The organism is Pseudomonas sp. LAM2023, assembly GCF_016620375.1.
In the GTDB taxonomy this organism is placed as follows: domain Bacteria; phylum Pseudomonadota; class Gammaproteobacteria; order Pseudomonadales; family Pseudomonadaceae; genus Aquipseudomonas; species Aquipseudomonas anuradhapurensis.
Genome location: NZ_JAENHV010000017.1, coordinates 439,882 through 458,693, shown reverse-complemented (window position 1 = coordinate 458,693; position 18,812 = coordinate 439,882). Strand labels below are relative to the sequence as shown.

General features: G+C 63.0%; 20 protein-coding genes. 13 read left to right on the top strand and 7 right to left on the bottom strand.

The annotated features are described in order from the left end of the window. The first annotated feature begins 10 nt into the window (after positions 1-10). The 3 genes from JKP78_RS12125 to gdhA all read left to right on the top strand — a co-directional run bounded on the left by JKP78_RS12125 (position 11) and on the right by gdhA (position 3,964). Entirely contained in the window at positions 11-412 is a 402-nt protein-coding gene (locus JKP78_RS12125; RefSeq protein ID WP_186689247.1) for a hypothetical protein, read from the top strand. Positions 413-642: 230 nt separating this feature from the next. Continuing rightward, on the top strand, positions 643-2,310 hold the full coding sequence (gene ettA / locus JKP78_RS12120) for an energy-dependent translational throttle protein EttA (protein ID WP_170028194.1): 1,668 nt from the start codon (positions 643-645) through the stop codon (positions 2,308-2,310). A 313-nt stretch (positions 2,311-2,623) separates the two neighbouring features. Beyond that, the gene (gene gdhA, locus JKP78_RS12115) at positions 2,624-3,964 is read left to right on the top strand and encodes an NADP-specific glutamate dehydrogenase (RefSeq protein ID WP_170028195.1); all 1,341 of its coding nucleotides are present in this window, start codon (positions 2,624-2,626) and stop codon (positions 3,962-3,964) included. Positions 3,965-4,367: 403 nt separating this feature from the next. Here the strand turns inward: gdhA and JKP78_RS12110 are convergent, their stop codons facing one another. The 4 genes from JKP78_RS12110 to JKP78_RS12095 form a co-directional block, all read right to left on the bottom strand. Further along, entirely contained in the window at positions 4,368-4,865 is a 498-nt protein-coding gene (locus JKP78_RS12110) for a GreA/GreB family elongation factor (protein WP_170028196.1), read from the bottom strand. 66 nt (positions 4,866-4,931) lie between these two features. Further along, positions 4,932-5,288, bottom strand: a complete 357-nt coding sequence (locus tag JKP78_RS12105) for a hypothetical protein (protein WP_186689245.1) — start codon at positions 5,286-5,288, stop codon at positions 4,932-4,934. Between the two features lie 94 nt (positions 5,289-5,382). Further along, positions 5,383-7,236, bottom strand: a complete 1,854-nt coding sequence (locus JKP78_RS12100; protein ID WP_186689241.1) for an Lnb N-terminal periplasmic domain-containing protein — start codon at positions 7,234-7,236, stop codon at positions 5,383-5,385. Between the two features lie 74 nt (positions 7,237-7,310). Further along, positions 7,311-7,799: a DUF3015 domain-containing protein gene (locus JKP78_RS12095; protein WP_170028199.1), complete on the bottom strand. Its 489-nt coding sequence runs from the start codon at positions 7,797-7,799 to the stop codon at positions 7,311-7,313. Positions 7,800-8,051: 252 nt separating this feature from the next. Here JKP78_RS12095 and JKP78_RS12090 point away from each other — a divergent pair, with 252 nt between their 5' ends. From JKP78_RS12090 to JKP78_RS12070, 5 genes are all read left to right on the top strand, one after another. Then, positions 8,052-10,490 carry a Lon protease family protein gene (locus tag JKP78_RS12090; protein ID WP_170028200.1) on the top strand — a complete coding sequence of 813 codons (2,439 nt, stop codon included), beginning with the start codon at positions 8,052-8,054 and terminating at the stop codon, positions 10,488-10,490. A gap of 160 nt (positions 10,491-10,650) precedes the next feature. Beyond that, positions 10,651-10,989 (top strand): PA4575 family protein, encoded by a 339-nt coding sequence (locus JKP78_RS12085; RefSeq protein ID WP_186673859.1) that lies wholly within the window; start codon positions 10,651-10,653, stop codon positions 10,987-10,989. A 110-nt stretch (positions 10,990-11,099) separates the two neighbouring features. Next, the gene (locus tag JKP78_RS12080) at positions 11,100-11,588 is read left to right on the top strand and encodes a TIGR00645 family protein (RefSeq protein ID WP_170028202.1); all 489 of its coding nucleotides are present in this window, start codon (positions 11,100-11,102) and stop codon (positions 11,586-11,588) included. A 272-nt stretch (positions 11,589-11,860) separates the two neighbouring features. Further along, entirely contained in the window at positions 11,861-12,166 is a 306-nt protein-coding gene (locus JKP78_RS12075; RefSeq protein ID WP_170028203.1) for a DUF6482 family protein, read from the top strand. An 85-nt stretch (positions 12,167-12,251) separates the two neighbouring features. After that, a complete protein-coding gene (locus JKP78_RS12070) occupies positions 12,252-12,869 on the top strand; it encodes an FKBP-type peptidyl-prolyl cis-trans isomerase (RefSeq protein ID WP_170028204.1) in 618 nt (205 codons plus the stop codon). Positions 12,870-13,044: 175 nt separating this feature from the next. Here JKP78_RS12070 and JKP78_RS12065 read toward each other — a convergent pair whose 3' ends face one another. The 3 genes from JKP78_RS12065 to JKP78_RS12055 form a co-directional block, all read right to left on the bottom strand. After that, on the bottom strand, positions 13,045-13,290 hold the full coding sequence (locus JKP78_RS12065; protein ID WP_170028205.1) for a PA4570 family protein: 246 nt from the start codon (positions 13,288-13,290) through the stop codon (positions 13,045-13,047). 83 nt (positions 13,291-13,373) lie between these two features. Further along, positions 13,374-13,715 carry a zinc ribbon domain-containing protein YjdM gene (locus tag JKP78_RS12060; protein ID WP_009686103.1) on the bottom strand — a complete coding sequence of 114 codons (342 nt, stop codon included), beginning with the start codon at positions 13,713-13,715 and terminating at the stop codon, positions 13,374-13,376. A gap of 182 nt (positions 13,716-13,897) precedes the next feature. Further along, positions 13,898-14,866 carry a polyprenyl synthetase family protein gene (locus tag JKP78_RS12055; RefSeq protein WP_170028206.1) on the bottom strand — a complete coding sequence of 323 codons (969 nt, stop codon included), beginning with the start codon at positions 14,864-14,866 and terminating at the stop codon, positions 13,898-13,900. A 244-nt stretch (positions 14,867-15,110) separates the two neighbouring features. Between JKP78_RS12055 and rplU the strand changes: the two genes are divergently transcribed. The 5 genes from rplU to JKP78_RS12030 all read left to right on the top strand — a co-directional run bounded on the left by rplU (position 15,111) and on the right by JKP78_RS12030 (position 18,806). Continuing rightward, on the top strand, positions 15,111-15,425 hold the full coding sequence (rplU, locus tag JKP78_RS12050; protein WP_003247466.1) for a 50S ribosomal protein L21: 315 nt from the start codon (positions 15,111-15,113) through the stop codon (positions 15,423-15,425). Between the two features lie 38 nt (positions 15,426-15,463). Further along, positions 15,464-15,721 carry a 50S ribosomal protein L27 gene (gene rpmA / locus JKP78_RS12045; RefSeq protein WP_070092741.1) on the top strand — a complete coding sequence of 86 codons (258 nt, stop codon included), beginning with the start codon at positions 15,464-15,466 and terminating at the stop codon, positions 15,719-15,721. A 188-nt stretch (positions 15,722-15,909) separates the two neighbouring features. Beyond that, positions 15,910-17,136, top strand: a complete 1,227-nt coding sequence (gene cgtA, locus JKP78_RS12040; protein ID WP_170028207.1) for an Obg family GTPase CgtA — start codon at positions 15,910-15,912, stop codon at positions 17,134-17,136. A gap of 85 nt (positions 17,137-17,221) precedes the next feature. After that, positions 17,222-18,340: a glutamate 5-kinase gene (gene proB / locus JKP78_RS12035; protein WP_186673845.1), complete on the top strand. Its 1,119-nt coding sequence runs from the start codon at positions 17,222-17,224 to the stop codon at positions 18,338-18,340. Between the two features lie 22 nt (positions 18,341-18,362). Next, entirely contained in the window at positions 18,363-18,806 is a 444-nt protein-coding gene (locus tag JKP78_RS12030) for a CreA family protein (protein ID WP_085617292.1), read from the top strand. Positions 18,807-18,812: the final 6 nt, after the last annotated feature.

Sequence of the window (18,812 nt, the reverse complement as noted above, 5' to 3'; positions counted from 1 at the left end):
ATGTTCGGTTTTGGTTACTCACTTTTCCTCCAATGGCCTCGATTCCGCCTGCGGGCGCAGCAGTCAGACCCTTGTCAGCACTGCCGTGACCGAGGACGTATCCTGCAAGTCTTGCCAGCGTTCGCTGAGCAAACCCGAGGCGGCCACTGCCGCCAAGAGCAAGAGCCCGTCGCTGGCGGAACTGCGCAAGACCGCCAAGGCGGCAGCAGAGCCGGCAGTTGCCGTAGCCGCGGCCAGCAAACCGGCCGCCAGGGTGGTCAGCGTGCCTGCTGCGCAGCCGGCCAAGGCGGCGCAACAACAGCCGGCCCGTGCCGCTGGCTTCAGTGTCAAGGCAGCCTGGGCTGCGCGCCTGGCCGAGCAGGGCGACCGTTGCCGCTTGCCCCGCGGCAAGGCCAAGCAGCGTCACGTCTGAGCCTTCTTCGGCTGTTGTGCCGGCCTCTTCGCGGGCGAGCCCGCGAAGAGGCCGGTACCGGCAACCATTTTCCCCGGGGGATCACCCCACCATCGGCCCCTCCTGTGCAACGCTGCGCGTTGGCGTAGAATGGTCGACTTTGTTCAATGACACCCCGTAAACACATCCCCCTGGCCAGCGTGCCGGGGCGATCGTCGATGTCTTTACCTATCTGATTAGAGGGCTTGGTTTTGGCTCAATACGTCTACACCATGCATCGGCTGAGCAAAGTCGTGCCGCCGAAGCGGGAAATTCTCAAGAATATTTCCCTGTCGTTCTTCCCGGGCGCCAAGATTGGCGTGCTCGGCCTGAACGGCGCCGGTAAATCGACCCTGCTGCGGATCATGGCGGGCGTCGACAAGGAATTCGACGGCGAAGCCCGTCCGATGCCCGACATCAACGTTGGCTACCTGCCGCAGGAACCGCAACTGGACCCGAACAAGTCGGTGCGTGAAGTGGTCGAGGAAGCGGTCAGCGTGATCAAGGACGCCCAGGCACGCCTGGACGAGGTCTACGCCGCCTATGCCGAACCCGATGCCGACTTCGACAAGCTGGCTGCCGAGCAGGCCAAGCTCGAGGCCATCCTGCAGGCCGCCGACGGCCACAACCTGGAGCGCCAGCTGGACGTTGCCGCCGACGCCCTGCGCCTGCCGGCCTGGGATGCGCGCATCGAGCACCTGTCCGGTGGTGAAAAGCGCCGTGTGGCCCTGTGCCGCCTGCTGCTGTCGGCCCCCGACATGCTGCTGCTGGACGAACCGACCAACCACCTGGATGCCGACTCGGTGGCCTGGCTGGAGCGTTTCCTGCACGACTTCCCGGGCACCGTGGTAGCGATTACCCACGACCGTTACTTCCTCGACAACGTCGCCGGCTGGATCCTGGAACTGGACCGCGGCGCCGGCATCCCGTACGAAGGCAACTACTCGGGCTGGCTGGAAGCCAAGTCCGAGCGCCTGGCGCAGGAATCGAAGCAGCAGAGCGCCCATGAAAAGGCCATGAAAGAGGAACTGGAATGGGTGCGCAAAGGCGCCAAGGCCCGCCAGTCCAAGTCCAAGGCCCGTCTGCAGCGCTTCGAGGAAATGCAATCGCAGGAATTCCAGAAGCGCAGCGAAACCAACGAGATCTACATCCCGGCCGGTCCGCGCCTGGGTGACAAGGTGATCGAGTTCAAGAACGTCACCAAGGGCTACGGCGACCGCGTGCTGATCGACAACCTGTCGTTCGCCATGCCGAAAGGCGCCATCGTCGGCGTGATCGGTGGTAACGGTGCCGGTAAGTCGACCCTGTTCCGCATGCTGATGGGCAAGGAGCAGCCGGACTCGGGCAGCATCGAGATCGGTGAAACCGTGCAGCTGGCCTGCGTCGACCAGAGCCGTGAAGACCTGGACGGCAGCAAGACCGTGTTCCAGCAGATCTCCGACGGTTCCGACGTGATCCGCATCGGCAACTACGAGATCCCGTCGCGTACCTATGTGGGCCGCTTCAACTTCAAGGGTGGCGACCAGCAGAAGTTCGTCAAGGACCTGTCCGGTGGTGAGCGTGGCCGCCTGCACCTGGCCCTGACCCTGAAGGAGGGCGGTAACGTCCTGCTGCTCGACGAACCGTCCAACGACCTCGACGTCGAAACCCTGCGTTCGCTGGAAGAAGCCCTGCTGGACTTCCCGGGCGCCGCGATCGTGATTTCCCACGACCGTTGGTTCCTGGACCGTGTGGCCACCCACATCCTGGCGTACGAAGACGACTCGAACGTGGTGTTCTTCGAAGGCAACTACACCGAGTACGAAGCCGACCGCAAGAAGCGCCTGGGTGATGCCGCTGCACAGCCGCACCGTGTACGGCACAAGAAGCTGGCCCAGTAAGCCGGTATTCAGATGCACAATAATGGGGCCTTGTCAGGCCCCATTTTTGTGCCTGGCTGGAAACTGGAGTTGGCTTCATTCGCGGGCATGCCCGCTCCCACAGCAGCCCTTGGAACCTCAGGTCTGTAATGGGCCTGTGGGAGCGGGCGAGCCCGCGAAGAAGCCGCCGCCGACATTTGGTTTTGTATACACTTATAGAAAACGCACCAAATAATTTCAAAAAAACGACATTTCGCCCTGTTCCGGTGCGATGGCTTCTTGGTACATTCGGGAAAAAACCAATAAGTCCAATCCTCTTGGTGAGATGTCTACCATGATCGAATCCGTCGACAATTTCCTCGCGCGCCTGAAGCAACGCGACCCGGCCCAGCCCGAATTCCACCAGGCGGTGGAAGAAGTGCTGCGCAGCCTGTGGCCGTTCCTCGAAGCCAACCCACATTACCTGCAGGCCGGCATTCTGGAACGCATGGTCGAGCCGGAGCGCGCCGTGCTGTTCCGCGTGTCCTGGGTCGATGACCAAGGCAAGGTGCAGGTCAACCGCGGCTACCGCATCCAGATGAGCAGCGCCATCGGCCCGTACAAGGGCGGCCTGCGCTTCCACCCGTCGGTCAACCTCGGCGTACTCAAGTTCCTGGCTTTCGAACAGGTGTTCAAGAACTCCCTCACCTCGCTGCCCATGGGCGGCGGCAAAGGTGGCTCGGACTTCGACCCGAAAGGCAAGAGCGACGCCGAAGTGATGCGCTTCTGCCAGGCGTTCATGAGCGAGCTGTACCGCCACATCGGCGCCGACCTGGACGTGCCGGCCGGTGACATTGGCGTAGGAGCCCGCGAAATCGGCTTCATGTTCGGCCAGTACAAGCGCCTGGCCAACCAGTTCACCTCGGTGCTGACCGGCAAGGGCATGACCTATGGCGGCAGCCTGATCCGCCCGGAAGCCACTGGCTACGGTTGCGTGTACTTCGCCGAGGAAATGCTCAAGCGCCAGGACAAGCGCATCGATGGTTGCCGCGTGGCGATTTCCGGCTCGGGCAACGTGGCCCAGTATGCGGCGCGCAAGGTCATGGACCTGGGCGGCAAGGTCATCTCGCTGTCCGACTCCGAAGGCACCCTGTACGCCGAGGCCGGCCTGACCGACGCCCAGTGGGAAGCGGTCATGCAGCTGAAGAACGTCAAGCGTGGCCGCATCAGCGAACTGGCCGCCCAGTTCGGCCTGGAGTTCCGCCAGGGCCAGACCCCATGGAACCTGCCGTGCGACATCGCCTTGCCGTGCGCCACGCAGAACGAGCTGGACGTCGAAGACGCCCGCACCCTGCTGCGTAATGGCTGCATCTGCGTGGCAGAAGGCGCCAACATGCCGACCACCCTCGCGGCTGTGGATATCTTCCTGGACGCCGGCATTCTTTACGCGCCTGGCAAGGCCTCCAACGCCGGCGGCGTGGCTGTGTCGGGGCTGGAGATGTCGCAGAATGCCATGCGCTTGCTGTGGAGCGCCGGTGAGGTGGACAGCAAGCTGCACAACATCATGCAGTCGATTCACCATGCGTGCGTGCACTACGGTGAAGAGGCCGATGGCCGGATCAACTATGTGAAGGGTGCGAACATCGCCGGCTTCGTGAAAGTGGCGGATGCGATGCTGGCGCAAGGCGTGGTCTGATTCGAGCGTGCCGGGGCCGCTTTGCGGCCCTTTCGCGACGCAAGTCCGCTCCTACAAGCGCCGCGGTCACCCAGGTTGTCGGGGTTTGCTGTAGAAGCGGCCTTGCGTCGCGATGGGCTGCAAAGCAGCCCCCTGGCTCCTACAAGCGCCGCGGTCATCCAGGTTGTCGCGGTCTGCTGCAGGAGCGGCCTTGCGTCGCGATGGGCTGCAAAGCAGCCCCCTGGCTCCTACAAGCGCCGCGGTCATTCAGGTTGTCGGGGTTTGCTGTAGGAGCGGCCTTGCGTCGCGATGGGCTGCAAAGCAGCCCCCTGGCTCCTACAAGCGCCGCGGTCACCCAGGTTGTCGGGGTTTGCTGTAGGAGCGGCCTTGCGTCGCGATGGGCTGCAAAGCAGCCCCCTGGCCTTCAATCCTCGCCCTCGATATCGACTACCTCGATCATCTGCTCTCCCGCCGGCCGTCGCCACAGCACTTCATCTCCAGGCCCGGCCCCGAGCAATGCCCGCCCCAGCGGCGAACCCCAGTTGATCAACCCGCGCCCCGCATCCGCCTCGTCCTCGCCCACCAGCCGCACCACATGCTCCTGGTCCTGGGCATCGACAAAGCGCACCCGGCTACCGATCTGCACCTTGCTCCGCGACGTCGCCGCCGCGACCACCTGGGCGCTCTGCAGCCGCGCGTTGAAATAGCGCAGGTCCCGCTCGGTATCGGCCAGGCGCTGCTTGTCGCCGCGCTCGCCTTGTGCCTGCAGCTCGTTGCGCAGGGCATTCAGCTCGGCCACGCGGTCTTGCAGCTGGCGCAGGCCACTGGCGGTCACGTAGTTGGGTTGTTCGCTGACCCGCCGCTCGACCGGCTGGTCGGCCTGGGCGGCGGCCTGGTCTTCGTTGACGAATGCTCGGCTCATGGATACCTCCTTGTGCAGGAGACCATCATGGCTGGCTGCCGGTTTCAAGGAATGTCCGATTGCGACTCAGTCGTGCCGATAAGCCTTGGCAGCGCCGCGATCCTTTTCCTGTTGCCATTCGCGTTCACGCTCGTCCCAGAAACGCTCGTGGTACTGGCGCTGTTCTTCACTGTTCTGCATGGCCTGGCACTGGCGGAAGCCGTCGTCCCAGCCCGATTCGTACTGCCGGTCGTGCAGGTAGCGCGGTACATCCTTGCGGAAGTCGCCGACCATCAGCCCGGCCGCCTGGCGGCCACTGCTGCAGCCATCTTCATAGCCGTCGGCGAATGCGGGGGGATAACCCCGGTCGACCAGCTGTTCGTGGGTCGTTTCGCAACCCGCCAGCAACAAGGCAATGCACAAGCCCGACCAATACCGCGACATGACCACCTGGACCTTCGGAGAGATACCGGAAAGTCTAGGTGGCGATTTGTCGGGGAGCTGTCAAAACAGTGTCAAAGAGTCGGTTGGTTCACACTCAGTAGTGGTACCACTTCAGTTCCAGCATCACCTCGTTCTGCGCCGTTGCCAGGTGGCTGAACTCGCGCGAGGCGCTCAGGCGCAGCCCCAGGTTCTGGCTGATTTCCCACTGCTGGTTCAGGCTCACGCTGCGTCGCACTTCGCCATTGGTGAAGTAATCCCCCTTGGCCTCGAGCGTCATGTTGCCCAGCCCGTTGCGCCACAGCAGCCCGCTGTTGAACCCCGCCGCCGGGGCGATGAACTGGGCAAAGTCGTTGTGGTGCTCGACTCGCAGCGTGCCCAGGGCAAAGCCCAGCAGCCCGTCCGCCAGCTGCCAGGTGCCACCGGCTCCACCATTCACATGGCTCACCAGCACTTCGTCATCATGCTTGCCCGGTACCCGTTCCAGCCCGCCGGCCACCTGCCACGACCACGGCTGCAGCAACTCGTTGCGCGGGGTCAGCGAGCGGATGGTGGCCAGGTCCAGGCGCTGTACCTGCCAGTCGTTGCCTTCGTACTGGCGCACCTTCAATTGCAGGATCTCGATCTGCGCCCCCAGCGGAAAGCCATAAGCGTTGTCATTCAGGTCGTGGTAGGCCATGCGCAGGCCGTATTCGGCATAGGCGCGGTCTTCGCGGGTGCCCACGCCCAGCTGCCAGGTGCGCGAGTCGTGGCCGTCCTCGGGCAGGCCCGGGCGCTCGATCTGCAGGGGCGGTGGCGGGTTGCTGTTGATCGCCCGCAGCAGTTCGAAACTGCGCTTGGCCTGCCCAGGGTCGCGCTCCTGGCCATTGGCGCGGTAACGCTCCAGGCGGTACGCGGCATCCTGCACCAGCGCCTGGCGCTGGGGGGGCAGGGCCTTGAATTCGCGGCTCTGTAGTTGCGCGGTGTCGGCGCTTACCGCCAGCACCTGGCGTTTTTCGTCGTGATCGAGTGGCTCGGCCCGGGCCAGCAGTTCACGTTCGCGAGAGGGGCGGTACGTCTCGCTGGCGACCAGGCCGGACTGTTTCACGGCCTTCACCGTGTCGGTGGGGATGGCGGTCAGCGGGAACTGTGAGGTCAGGTCCAGGCTCGGCCGGGCTACCTGCAGCAACTCCAGCAGGCGATACGAGCAGTTTTCGTCGAAGAAGAAGTAGTCGAACTGGATCTGCTTCAGCTCCCACACATGCTCGACCATGCGCCCGGTCTCTGCTGGCGTCAGGTCCAGCTGGTATTCCCACAGGTCGCGGTTTTCCAGGCTGCGGTACTCGGAGAGTTTTTCCTGGTAGGGCATCAGCGCGAACAGCCCCGGGTAGCCGCCCATCAGGCCTTTCCAGGCATACAGGATGCTGTTGTCGCTGCCTTCGATATAGGCGCCGAAGTTGATCGCGTAGCTCAGCAGCGTGGTGTCGTCGCTGCGGGTTTTCGACTGGTCGATGCGCAGCAAGGTATGGCCGAACATCGAAGACGGGCTGTTCAGGTACGCCGCCGGAAAGATCAGCGCCGCGCTGTGCGGGTCGATCGACTGGTACCAGGTGGTGAATTCCTGGCAGGCCGGCTGTGGCAAGCCTTGCAGGTCGAGCTGTTCGCGCAGCCAGCGGGTACGCGCCGGGAACCGGCACTGGGCGTGCTGGTCGCCGAGGCTGGCCGGGGCGTACAGCGCTTCGACGGTGGCTTGCAGCTCCTGGTCGGGGTGGTGCGCGCCGTCCTCGGCGAGGAAGAATGCGTCATCGTCCACATAGCTGCGCCAGCCACCGAGCTTGGCGGTTTCGTAGTGGCCCAGGGCAGTCCAGTAGGGGGTGTTGGCCAGTTGCTGGAGACGGCCTTGGTCCAGCAACGGTGCGGCATGTACAGGGGCGCAGGCACACAGCGCCAGGGAAACGAGGCGTTTGAGCATGTCGGGCAACTACTTCTCAACGATGCCGAAAAAAGGCGAAACCCGCCCCGTAGCCGGGGCGGGGGCAGCTGCGCTTAGGCCTCGGTAGCGTATTTGGCCAGGCGTGGATCGTTCTTCAGAACGGCCAGGGTGTTGCTGTGGACCGTTTCGGCAGTGACGTCGGCACTGCTGAAGATCTGGTTGAAGTGCTGGTGGGTGACTGCTGCGAAGTAGCCGCGGTCTTCCGGCGCTACGCCGAGTACCACGGCATAGGTGGTCAGTGCTTCGCCCTGGCCCATGGCCATGTCTTCGGACAGCTCGTTCATCATGCCGTTCATGGCGAACCAGGACTTGCCGCCGTAGGTCAGCGAAGCCTTGGTCGAGCAACCGTTGGTGCCGGACGTCATGCCGAAGGTAGCGTTACCGGAGGTGCCGTTGGTGGTAGAAGCCAGGAAGTGTGCCGGAGTGCCGCGCTGGCCTTCGAACAGCATGTTGCCCCAGCCGCAGTTCGGGCCACCTGGCGCTTCGGCCATGGCGTTGAGAGAAACTACGGTGAACAGAGTACCCAGAAGAATCCGTTTCATAGCATTTGTTCTCTATTTGACTTAACCAAGGGTCAGGGTTTCTGGCAACTCGGTTGCCAGGTCGGGAAAGCTTTTCACCCACCCGCGCAGCTTGGAGTTTAGGCACGATCTAAAGGTTGCGTTGCTGATTGCGAAAAATTTGCTCTCAGATGACCCGCTGCGGCTGGAGATAAAGTCCCGCGGAGCCTTGCAAGGCGCGCGCGGGCAGCGCCAGAATGCTGCGTATCTGCCCCGCCGAAGTAAGGAAACCCAATGCCCGATCCTGTCGCTGCGCGCCTGCGTCTCGCGCCTGAAGCCCTGACCCGGCGTTTCTCCCCCGAGCAGTTTGCCTTTACCAACACCGACGATCTGGAGCCGTTTCGCGGAGTCCTGGGCCAGGAACGTGCTGTCGAGGCCCTGCAGTTCGGCGTGGCCATGCCGCGCCCCGGTTACAACGTGTATGTGATGGGCGAGCCCGGCACCGGCCGTTTCTCGTTCGTCAAGCGCTACCTCAAGGCCGAGGGCAAGCGCCAGCAGACCCCGGCCGACTGGGTCTACGTCAATCACTTCGATGACACCCGCGAACCGCGCGCGCTGGAATTGCCCTCCGGCAGCGCCGGGGCGTTCATTGCCGACATGAACGGGTTGATCGACAACCTGTTGGCGACCTTCCCGGCGGTGTTCGAGCACCCGTCCTACCAGCAGAAGAAAGGCGCCATCGACCGCGCTTTCAACCAGCGCTACGACCGCGCCCTGGATGTGATCGAGCGTGCCTCGCTGGAAAAGGACGTGGCCCTGTACCGCGATGCCAGCAATGTCGCCTTCACCCCGATGGCCGACGGCAAGGCCCTGGATGAAGCCGAATTCGCCCAGCTGCCGGAAGAAGTACGCGAGCAGTTTCACGAAGATATCGCCCTGCTCGAGGAGCGCCTGAACGAAGAACTGGCCAGCCTGCCGCAATGGAAGCGCGAGTCGAACAACCAGCTGCGCCAGCTCAACGAAGAAACCATCACCCTGGCCCTGCAGCCGTTGCTGGCGCCGTTGTCGGAAAAATACGCGGAAAACGCGGCGGTCTGTGCCTACCTGCAGTCGGTGCAGTTGAACCTGCTGCGGACCGTGGTCGAGCAACTGGTCGACGACAGCAAGAGTGACGCCGCCGCGCGCAAGCTGCTCGAAGAGCAGTATGCTCCCAGCCTGGTGGTCGGCCACCACGCCGACGGCGGTGCGCCGGTGGTGTTCGAGCCCCACCCGACCTACGACAACCTGTTCGGCCGCATCGAGTACAGCACCGACCAGGGCGCCCTGTATACCTCGTACCGCCAGCTGCGCCCGGGCGCACTGCATCGCGCCAACGGGGGGTTCCTGATCCTCGAAGCCGAGAAGATGCTCGGCGAGCCGTTCGTCTGGGACGCACTCAAGCGTGCCCTGCAGTCGCGCAAGCTGAAGATGGAGTCGCCGTTGGGCGAGCTGGGCCGCGTGGCCACCGTCAGCCTGACGCCGCAGGTGATCCCGCTGAACGTCAAGCTGATCATCATCGGTTCGCGCCAGCTGTACTACGCGCTGCAAGACCACGACCCGGACTTCCAGGAGATGTTCCGCGTGCTGGTCGACTTCGACGAAGACATGCCCATGGTCGACGAGAACCTGGAGCAGTTCGCCCAGTTGCTGCGCACCCGCACCAACGAAGAGGGCATGGCGCCGCTGACCAGTGATGCGGTGGCGCGCCTGGCCACCTACAGCGCCCGCCTGGCAGAGAACCAGTCGCGCTTGTCGGCGCGTATCGGCGACCTGTTCCAGCTGGTCAGCGAAGCCGATTTCATTCGCCAGCTGGCCAGTGACGAAATGACCGACGCCGGCCATATCGAACGCGCGCTCAAGGCCAAGGCCACCCGTACCGGGCGTGTTTCGCAGCGGGTGCTGGACGACATGCTGGCCGGCATCATCCTGATCGACACCGAAGGCGCGGCCATCGGCAAGTGCAACGGCCTGACCGTGCTGGAAGTGGGCGACTCGGCGTTCGGCATGCCGGCGCGTATCTCCGCCACCGTGTACCCGGGCGGCAGCGGCATCGTCGACATCGAGCGCGAGGTCAACCTCGGCCAGCCAATCCACTCCAAGGGCGTGATGATCCTTACCGGTTACCTGGGCAGCCGTTATGCCCAGGAATTCCCGCTGGCGATCTCGGCGAGCATTGCCCTGGAACAATCCTACGGCTACGTCGACGGTGACAGCGCCTCGCTGGGCGAGGCCTGCACGCTGATCTCGGCCTTGTCGCGCACGCCGCTCAAGCAGTGCTTCGCCATCACTGGCTCGATCAACCAGTTTGGTGAAGTGCAGGCGGTGGGTGGGGTCAACGAGAAGATCGAAGGTTTCTTCCGTTTGTGCGAGGCACGTGGCCTGACCGGCGAACAGGGGGTGATCATCCCGCGGGCCAACGTCGCCACGCTGATGCTCGACGAGCGCGTGCTGCAGGCGGTGGAGAACGGCATGTTCCACGTCTATGCGGTCAGCCAGGCCGACGAGGCGCTGAGCCTGCTGGTGGGCGAGGAGGCCGGCGTGCTGGATGACAAGGGCCAGTTCACCGAAGGCAGCGTCAATGCTCGCGTAGTAGAGCGCCTGCGCGAGATCGCCGAGATGATCGGCGAGGAAGAAATCGAGAAGGCGGAGAAAGAGCGTCTGGAAGAGGTGATTGCCCAGGCCAAGCCGGCCTGAGTCAATAAATCGGCGCTGGCGGCGATATGCTACCGTTCAGCGCCGGTTTTCCATCTTTTCGTGCTGTTCTTCTATGCTGGAACTTAAGGACGTTATCAGCGTTCAGGATGGAAACAGCCTGACTCCAGGCTGAACAAGGCTCTTTGGAGGGGACGCGGCCATGCGCAACCTCAGCCTCACGCGCCAGTGCCTAGGCCTGGTGACCCGTATCGAATGTTGCATCCGACCGCTGGCCGGGGACAACGGTATGTGGACGCTGCTGTTCGCTGCTGGAATGGCCGGTGAACAGCCTTCCGCGATCAAGGCCCAGGGGCCGTTTCATGGGCCGCTGGTGGCCGAGTCGGTAATGAATGCCATTGTCGACAGCCTGACCTTGCATGGCTACCAGGTGGCCGAAGATCCGCAGATCTGGTGTTTGCACCTGCAGGCGCAGTTGCGGCGAATCAATGGCGATCGTTGTCGCAACCTTGGGGATTTCCAGTTCCATCCTGAAACCTGAACCATTGCTGGGGCTGCAGCACAGCCCCTTTTCAGCGGGCTTTTGCTGCAACAGGTGGCTGGCTATACTCGCCGTCGCTTTTTTAGTCACCTGATGAGTCCCAACCCTCCATGGAACGTATCCTCGAAAACGCGATGTATGCCTCGCGCTGGCTGCTCGCACCGATCTACTTCGGTCTGTCCCTTGGCCTGCTGGCCCTGGCGCTGAAATTCTTCCAGGAAGTGATCCACGTCCTGCCCAATGTCTTCGCCCTGAGTGAAGCCGACCTGATCCTGGTGATCCTGTCGTTGATCGACATGTCGCTGGTCGGTGGGCTGCTGGTGATGGTGATGATCTCTGGCTATGAGAACTTCGTCTCGCAACTGGATATCGACGAAAGCAAGGAAAAGCTCAACTGGCTGGGCAAGATGGATTCTTCGTCGCTGAAGATGAAAGTCGCGGCGTCGATCGTGGCCATTTCGTCCATTCACCTGCTGCGAGTGTTCATGGATGCGCAGAACATCTCCACCGACTACCTGATGTGGTACGTGATCATCCACATGACCTTCGTGGTCTCGGCGTTCTGCATGGGCTACCTGGACAAGCTCACCAAGCACTGAACCCTCGCCTGACGCGGCCCGTGTAGGAGCGGCCTTGTGTCGCGATGGGGCGCGCAGCGGCCCTGACGATTGCAGCTTCGCCGCGAATTTGCAGCTTTGCACGACTATGGCCGGGACCGCTGCGCGCCCCATCGCGACGCAAGGCCGCTCCTACAGCAATTGCGCTGCTTGGCGCTGGCAACTGACGAGCGGCGTCAGTCGTGCCTTGTGTATTCTGCGTTTCTGTACAAAAAATGAGCTTTCATGCGTGGTTCCCGTCCCGAGGTGCTCTCATGAACCTGCATCAGCTCAACACCGAGGCCAGGTCTGGCCATGTCGACGAACTGAACCTGATCGCCATCGAAGGCGGTGACTACCTGCTCGAGGCCCGGGTCAAGGGCCACGCCCATCCGCTGTCCGACGCCCGTGGGCAACGCCTGCGCGTGCACTCGGTAGAGGATGCGCGCAAGCTGCTGCAAACCATCCCCATGGTTTCGATGAACCTGGTGCACTGGTCGGTGCAGGATGAAATGTGTGGCATGGGCACGCACCCGGAAGAAGACTTGAAGGTGCCGATTTCCCAGCGCTCGGCCTGGTAGCTGCTCGCGGCGCCCCAGTGTGCTAGGCTGCTCGCCCTTTTCATCAAGGGCGCGGCTTCACTGCGCCCTGCAGTGGAGCACGACAATGTCCGAACTCAACCTGTCCACCGACGAAACTCGCGTCAGCTACGGCATCGGCCGTCAGCTGGGCGGCCAGCTGCGTGACAACCCGCCACCAGGCGTGAGCCTGGAAGCCATCCTGGCCGGCCTGACCGACGCCTTCAACGGTGCCGACAGCCGCGTCAGCGAAGCCGACCTGTCGGCCAGCTTCAAGGTCATCCGCGAAGTGATGCAAGCCGAAGCGGCCGCCAAGGCTGAAGCTGCTGCTGCCGCTGGCAAGGAATTCCTGGCTGAAAACGCCAAGCGCGAAGGCATCACCACCCTGGCCTCGGGCCTGCAGTTCGAAGTGCTGACCGCAGGTGAAGGCGCCAAGCCGACCCGCGAAAGCAACGTTCGCACCCACTACCACGGCACCCTGATCGACGGCACTGTGTTCGACAGCTCCTACGATCGTGGCCAGCCGGCCGAATTCCCGGTGGGTGGCGTGATCGCTGGCTGGACCGAAGCCCTGCAACTGATGAACGCCGGCAGCAAATGGCGCCTGTACGTACCGAGCGAGCTGGCTTACGGCGCCCAGGGCGTTGGCAGCATCCCGCCGCACAGCGTGCTGGTGTTCGACGTCGAGCTGCTCGACGTTCTGTAATACCGCTGGGGCCGCTTTGCGGCCCATTCGCGACACAAGGCTGCTGCTACAGGGTGAACTGCGCCCCTGATGTTGGACAAAAAAATCCAACCTCAGGGGCGTAGTTCAGGGATATGCGTTCTCCTGTAGGAGCGGCCTTGCGTCGCGATCGAGGGCGAAGCCCTCGCCAGGCTAGTCAGTTCCAGTCTGTTCCCCCAGGGCGCAATGCCCGTGCATAGCAGAACAGAAACAGGTTGCGCACCAGCTCCTTGAGCACCCCCGGTTCACTCGAGTTGAGCCCGCTCATGTCCAGGTCGCCCTGGTCACGCAGTTCGTCGAGCGCTTCTTGTTCAAGCACCGCGCACACTTCGCCGGTTTCCCGATGAAGGATGCGCAGGTAGGGGTGAGGGCGGTCCAGCCAGGCGTCGATCAGATAAGTCATGGCTATTCTCCTTGGATAGCGGCTCCAATGAGAATAATTCTTATTATCTAAATAGCAAGCGCCAATTGGCGGTTTTTGCGTTATCAGACTTTACGCACGAACTCGGACTTCAGCTTCATGGCGCCGATGCCGTCGATCTTGCAGTCGATGTCGTGGTCGCCATCGCACAGGCGGATGTTCTTGACCTTGGTACCGACCTTGACCACCAGGGACGAACCCTTGACCTTGAGGTCCTTGATCACGGTGACGGTATCGCCGTCCTGCAGGATGTTGCCGACCGAGTCCTTCTTCACCACCTCGTCGCTGGCTGCCTCGGCATCGCCGCTGGCCGACCATTCGTGGGCGCATTCAGGGCAGATCAGCTGAGTGCCATCCTCGTAGGTGTATTCGGAGTTGCATTTTGGGCAGGGTGGCAGAGTGCTCACTTCGGTTCCTCAAACAGACAGGCGGTAAAGCCCGACATTGTAAGAGGTATCGTTGCAGAAGGGATTATGTCCGGACAAAAGCATTCGCGGGCTTGCCCGCTCCCACCGGGATAGCACCACCTCGAGGGCTGTACTTATCCTATGGGAGCGGGCGAGCCCGCGAATGGAGTTGACGCGATCTATCAGTGAGTACGCGCGACCGCAAACTCGCTTAGCTCAACCAGCGCATCCCGGTACTCGCTGGCCGGCAGCACCTCGAGGCATGCGATGGCGCGCTTCACATAGTCACGTGCCAGCTCGGCGGTGTAGTTCAGCGCACCGGATGCCTCGACCGCCACGCGAATCTGCTCGAGGTCTTCCAGGCCACCCTTCTGGATCGCCTGGCGCACCAGCGCAGCCTGTTCGGCGGTGCCTTCGCGCATGGTGTAGATCAGCGGCAGGGTAGGCTTGCCTTCGGCCAGGTCGTCGCCGACGTTCTTGCCCAGGGTCTGCGAGTCGCCCTTGTAATCCAGCAGGTCGTCGACCAGCTGGAAGGCCACGCCCAGGTGATCGCCGAAGGTGCGCAGGGCTTCGCGCTGCTCGTCGCTGGCATCCGCCAGCGCGGCGGCGCTGTGGGTCGAGGCCTCGAACAGCATCGCGGTCTTGCCGCGAATCACCTCCATGTAGACTTCCTCGGTGGTGCTGGCATCGCGTACCCGCGACAGCTGCAGCACTTCGCCCTCGGCAATCACCCGGGTGGCCTTGGACAGGATCTGCATGACCGGCATCGAACCGAGTTCGACCATCATCTCGAACGAGCGCGAATAGAGGAAGTCGCCCACCAGCACGCTCGGCGCGTTGCCCCACAGGGCATTGGCGGTGGAGCGGCCACGGCGCATGCCGGACATGTCGACCACGTCGTCGTGCAGCAGGGTGGCGGTGTGCAGGAACTCGATGGTGGCGGCCAGCAGGCGCAGGTCGTCGCCTTCGCGGCCCAGGGCCTTGCCGCACAGCAGGACCAGCAGCGGACGCAGGCGCTTGCCGCCGGCCGACGTGATATAGTCGCCGATCTTCGATACCAGCGGCACGCGCGAGGTCAGCTGCTTCTTGATGATCTCGTCGACGGCGCTGAAATCATCAGCCACCGCTCGGTAGAAGGATTGGGGTTGCATCGGCTGCTCCAGTGAGGTTGCGCGGCATGCTAGGTCGCGGGTCCCGGTGTGTCAAGGCACGGTGCCGCCTGCCCGGGGGCGGTACTTGCAAGCAAAACCGCGGTTGCGTACAATCGCGCACCCTAACTTCCTGGGCAGCACCTGCCTTACGCAATTGCACCGGGCCGTTCCAGCCCTGTGCAGCCATGCCAGCCAATACTCATCATATAAAGCGCTGGGTGAGCAGGATTATCGGAGAAATACCATGTCTTACGCAGTAATCGTTACCGGCGGCAAGCAGTACAAAGTCGCTGAAGGTGAATTCCTCAAGATCGAAAAACTGGAAGTCGCCACTGGCGAATCCGTGACCTTCGATCGCGTTCTGCTGGTCGCCAACGGTGAAGAAGTCACCATCGGTGCTCCAGTTGTTGCTGGCGCTAAAGTAGTGGCCGAAGTCGTTTCGCAAGGCCGCCACGACAAGGTTCGCATCATCAAGTTCCGTCGTCGTAAGCACCACATGAAGCGCATGGGCCACCGCCAGTGGTTCACCGAGATCAAAATCACCGGCATCCAGGCTTAATCCCCTAGATCCCCTGAATTTATTTGGAGAATTGAACCATGGCTCACAAGAAGGCTGGTGGTAGTACTCGTAACGGTCGCGACTCAGAATCGAAACGCCTTGGCGTGAAGATGTATGGCGGCCAGGTTATCAAGCCAGGCAACATCATCGTCCGCCAGCGCGGCACCGAATTCCACGCCGGCTACGGTGTTGGTATGGGCAAGGATCACACCCTGTTCGCCAAGATCGAAGGCGTGATCAAGTTCGAGAAGAAAGGCGAGTTCAACCGCCGTTACGTGAGCATCGTCGCAGCTTAATCGCGACGTCGCTCCAGAAGCCCCGTCATGCGACGGGGCTTTTTCGTTTGTGGTGAGCCTCTTGCAAAGCTGTTTGTATGGGCTGCCGGCGTGGGTTTCTACGGTCGTACGGGGCCGCCGCGCTCATTTTTGCAAGAGCCTCAGGTTTATCAGTATTCAGCTCGTCGGAAGGCGAGAGGCGGTTTTGAATGAAGTTTGTTGACGAAGTATCCATTCGGGTCAAGGCCGGTGACGGTGGCAACGGTTGCATGAGCTTCCGTCGCGAGAAATTCATCGAGAACGGTGGTCCCAACGGCGGTGACGGTGGCGACGGCGGCTCGGTGTACATGGTCGCCGACGAAAACCTCAACACTCTGGTCGACTATCGCTACACCCGTCACCACGAGGCCCAGCGTGGCGCCAACGGTGGCAGTACCGATTGCACCGGCAAGAAAGGCGACGACCTGTTCCTGCGCGTACCGGTCGGCACCACCGTGATCGACGCTTCCACCCAGGAAGTGATCGGTGACCTGGTTACCCCGGGGCAGAAGCTGATGGTCGCCCAGGGCGGCTGGCACGGCCTGGGCAACACCCGTTTCAAGTCCAGCACCAACCGTGCCCCGCGCCAGACCACCCCGGGCAAGCCGGGTGAGCAGCGCGACCTGAAGATGGAAATGAAAGTGCTGGCCGACGTCGGCCTGCTGGGCTTGCCGAACGCCGGCAAGAGCACCTTCATCCGCTCGGTTTCGGCAGCCAAGCCGAAAGTGGCCGACTACCCGTTCACCACCCTGGTGCCGAACCTGGGCGTGGTCAGCGTCGACCGTTGGAAGAGCTTCGTCATCGCCGACATTCCCGGCCTGATCGAGGGCGCTTCCGAAGGTGCCGGTCTGGGTATCCGCTTCCTCAAGCACCTGGCGCGTACCCGCGTGCTGCTGCACCTGGTGGACCTGGCGCCTCTGGACGGCAGCAGCCCGGCCGATGCTGCCGAAGTGATCATCAACGAGCTGACCCAGTTCAGCCCGTCGCTGGCCGAGCGTGAGCGCTGGCTGGTACTGAACAAGGCCGACATGGTCATGGATGACGAGCGCGACGAGCGCGTCAAGGAAGTGGTCGAGCGCCTGCAGTGGGAAGGCCCGGTCTACGTGATTTCGGCCATCGCCAAGCAGGGCACCGAGAAGCTCAGCCACGACCTGATGCGCTACCTCGAAGACCGCGCCGACCGCCTGGCCAATGACCCGGCCTACGCCGAAGAGCTGGCCGACCTCGACCAGCGCATCGAAGACGAGGCGCGTGCCCAGCTGCAGGCCCTGGACGACGCTCGTACCCTGCGTCGTACTGGCGTCAAGAGCGTGCACGACATCGGCGACGATGATGGTTGGGACGATGATTTCGAGGACGACGAAGACGGCCCGGAAATCATTTACGTGCGCGACTGACCGGTTGCAGTACACTAAACGCCGCTCTCGGGAGCGGCGTTTTTGTATCCACGGTATCTACAGATTCGACATAGGTTGGAAGAAGATGCGAAGCAAGGTGACGGGCGCCAAGCGCTGGGTCGTGAAGATTGGCAGTGCTCTGCTGACCGCCGATGGCAAGGGCCTCGACCGCGGTGCCATGGCCGTTTGGGTCGAGCAGATGGTTGCGCTGCGTGAGGCAGGCGTGGAGTTGGTTCTGGTCTCCTCCGGGGCCGTGGCTGCCGGCATGAGCCAGCTGGGCTGGACTTCGCGACCGAGTGCGATGAACGAGCTGCAGGCGGCCGCCTCGATTGGCCAGATGCGCCTGGTGCAGGCCTGGGAATCGAGCTTCGGCGAGCACGGCAAGCACACTGCGCAGATTCTCCTGACCCATGACGACCTGTCCGACCGCAAGCGCTACCTGAATGCCCGCAGCACCCTGCGTACGCTGGTCGACCTGGGCGTGGTGCCGGTGATCAACGAAAACGACACCGTGGTCACCGACGAGATCCGCTTCGGCGACAACGACACCCTGGCGGCGCTGGTGGCCAACCTGGTCGAGGCCGATTTGCTGGTGATCCTCACCGACCGCGATGGCATGTTCGACGCCGACCCGCGCAACAACCCCGAAGCCCAGCTGATCTACGAAGCCCGCGCTGACGACCCGGCGCTGGATGCCGTGGCCGGCGGTACCGGTGGTGCGCTGGGCCGTGGCGGCATGCAGACCAAGCTGCGCGCCGCACGCCTGGCGGCCCGTTCCGGTGCCCACACCATCATCATCGGTGGCCGCATCGAGCGCGTGCTGGACCGGCTCAAGGCCGGCGAGCGCCTGGGTACCCTGCTGTCGCCAGAGCGCGGCATGCTCGCGGCGCGCAAGCAGTGGCTGGCCGGCCACCTGCAGACCCGTGGCACCCTGGTGCTGGATGCCGGTGCGGTGCAGGCCTTGCGCCAGGCCAACAAGAGCCTGCTGCCGGTCGGCGTGAAGACCGTGCAAGGCAGCTTCCGCCGCGGCGAAATGGTGGTGTGCGTCGGCCCGGACGGCCATGAAGTGGCGCGCGGCCTGGCCAACTACAGCGCCCTGGAGGCGCAGAAGATCATCGGCCAGCCGTCGGATGCCATCGAAGGTATCCTCGGCTACATCGCGGAGCCCGAGCTGGTGCACCGCGACAACCTGGTTCTGGTCTGAGGGTGCCTACGTGCTGAAAAGGATGATTGCCGTGGCGGCACTGGCCTTGCCGATGCTGGCCGGGGCCGAGGAAATCGGCCAGGTGTCCACCGTGTTCAAGTTCCTCGGGCCGAACGACCGGATTGTCGTCGAGGCGTTCGACGACCCCAAGGTCGAGGGCGTGACCTGCTACCTGTCGCGGGCCAAGACCGGCGGCGTGAAGGGCGGGCTGGGGCTGGCGGAAGACCGGGCCGAGGCATCGATCGCCTGCCGTCAGGTGGGGCCGATCAACTTCAAGGGTGAGCTGAAGGATGGCGAGGAGGTGTTCAAGGAACGCACCTCGCTGGTGTTCAAGACCATGCAAGTGGTGCGCTTCCTCGACAAGAAGCGCAATACGCTGGTGTACCTGGTGTACAGCGACCGGATGATCGAAGGCAGCCCGCAGAATGCGGTGACGGCGATACCGATCCTGCCTTGGGCGCATTGATCGCCT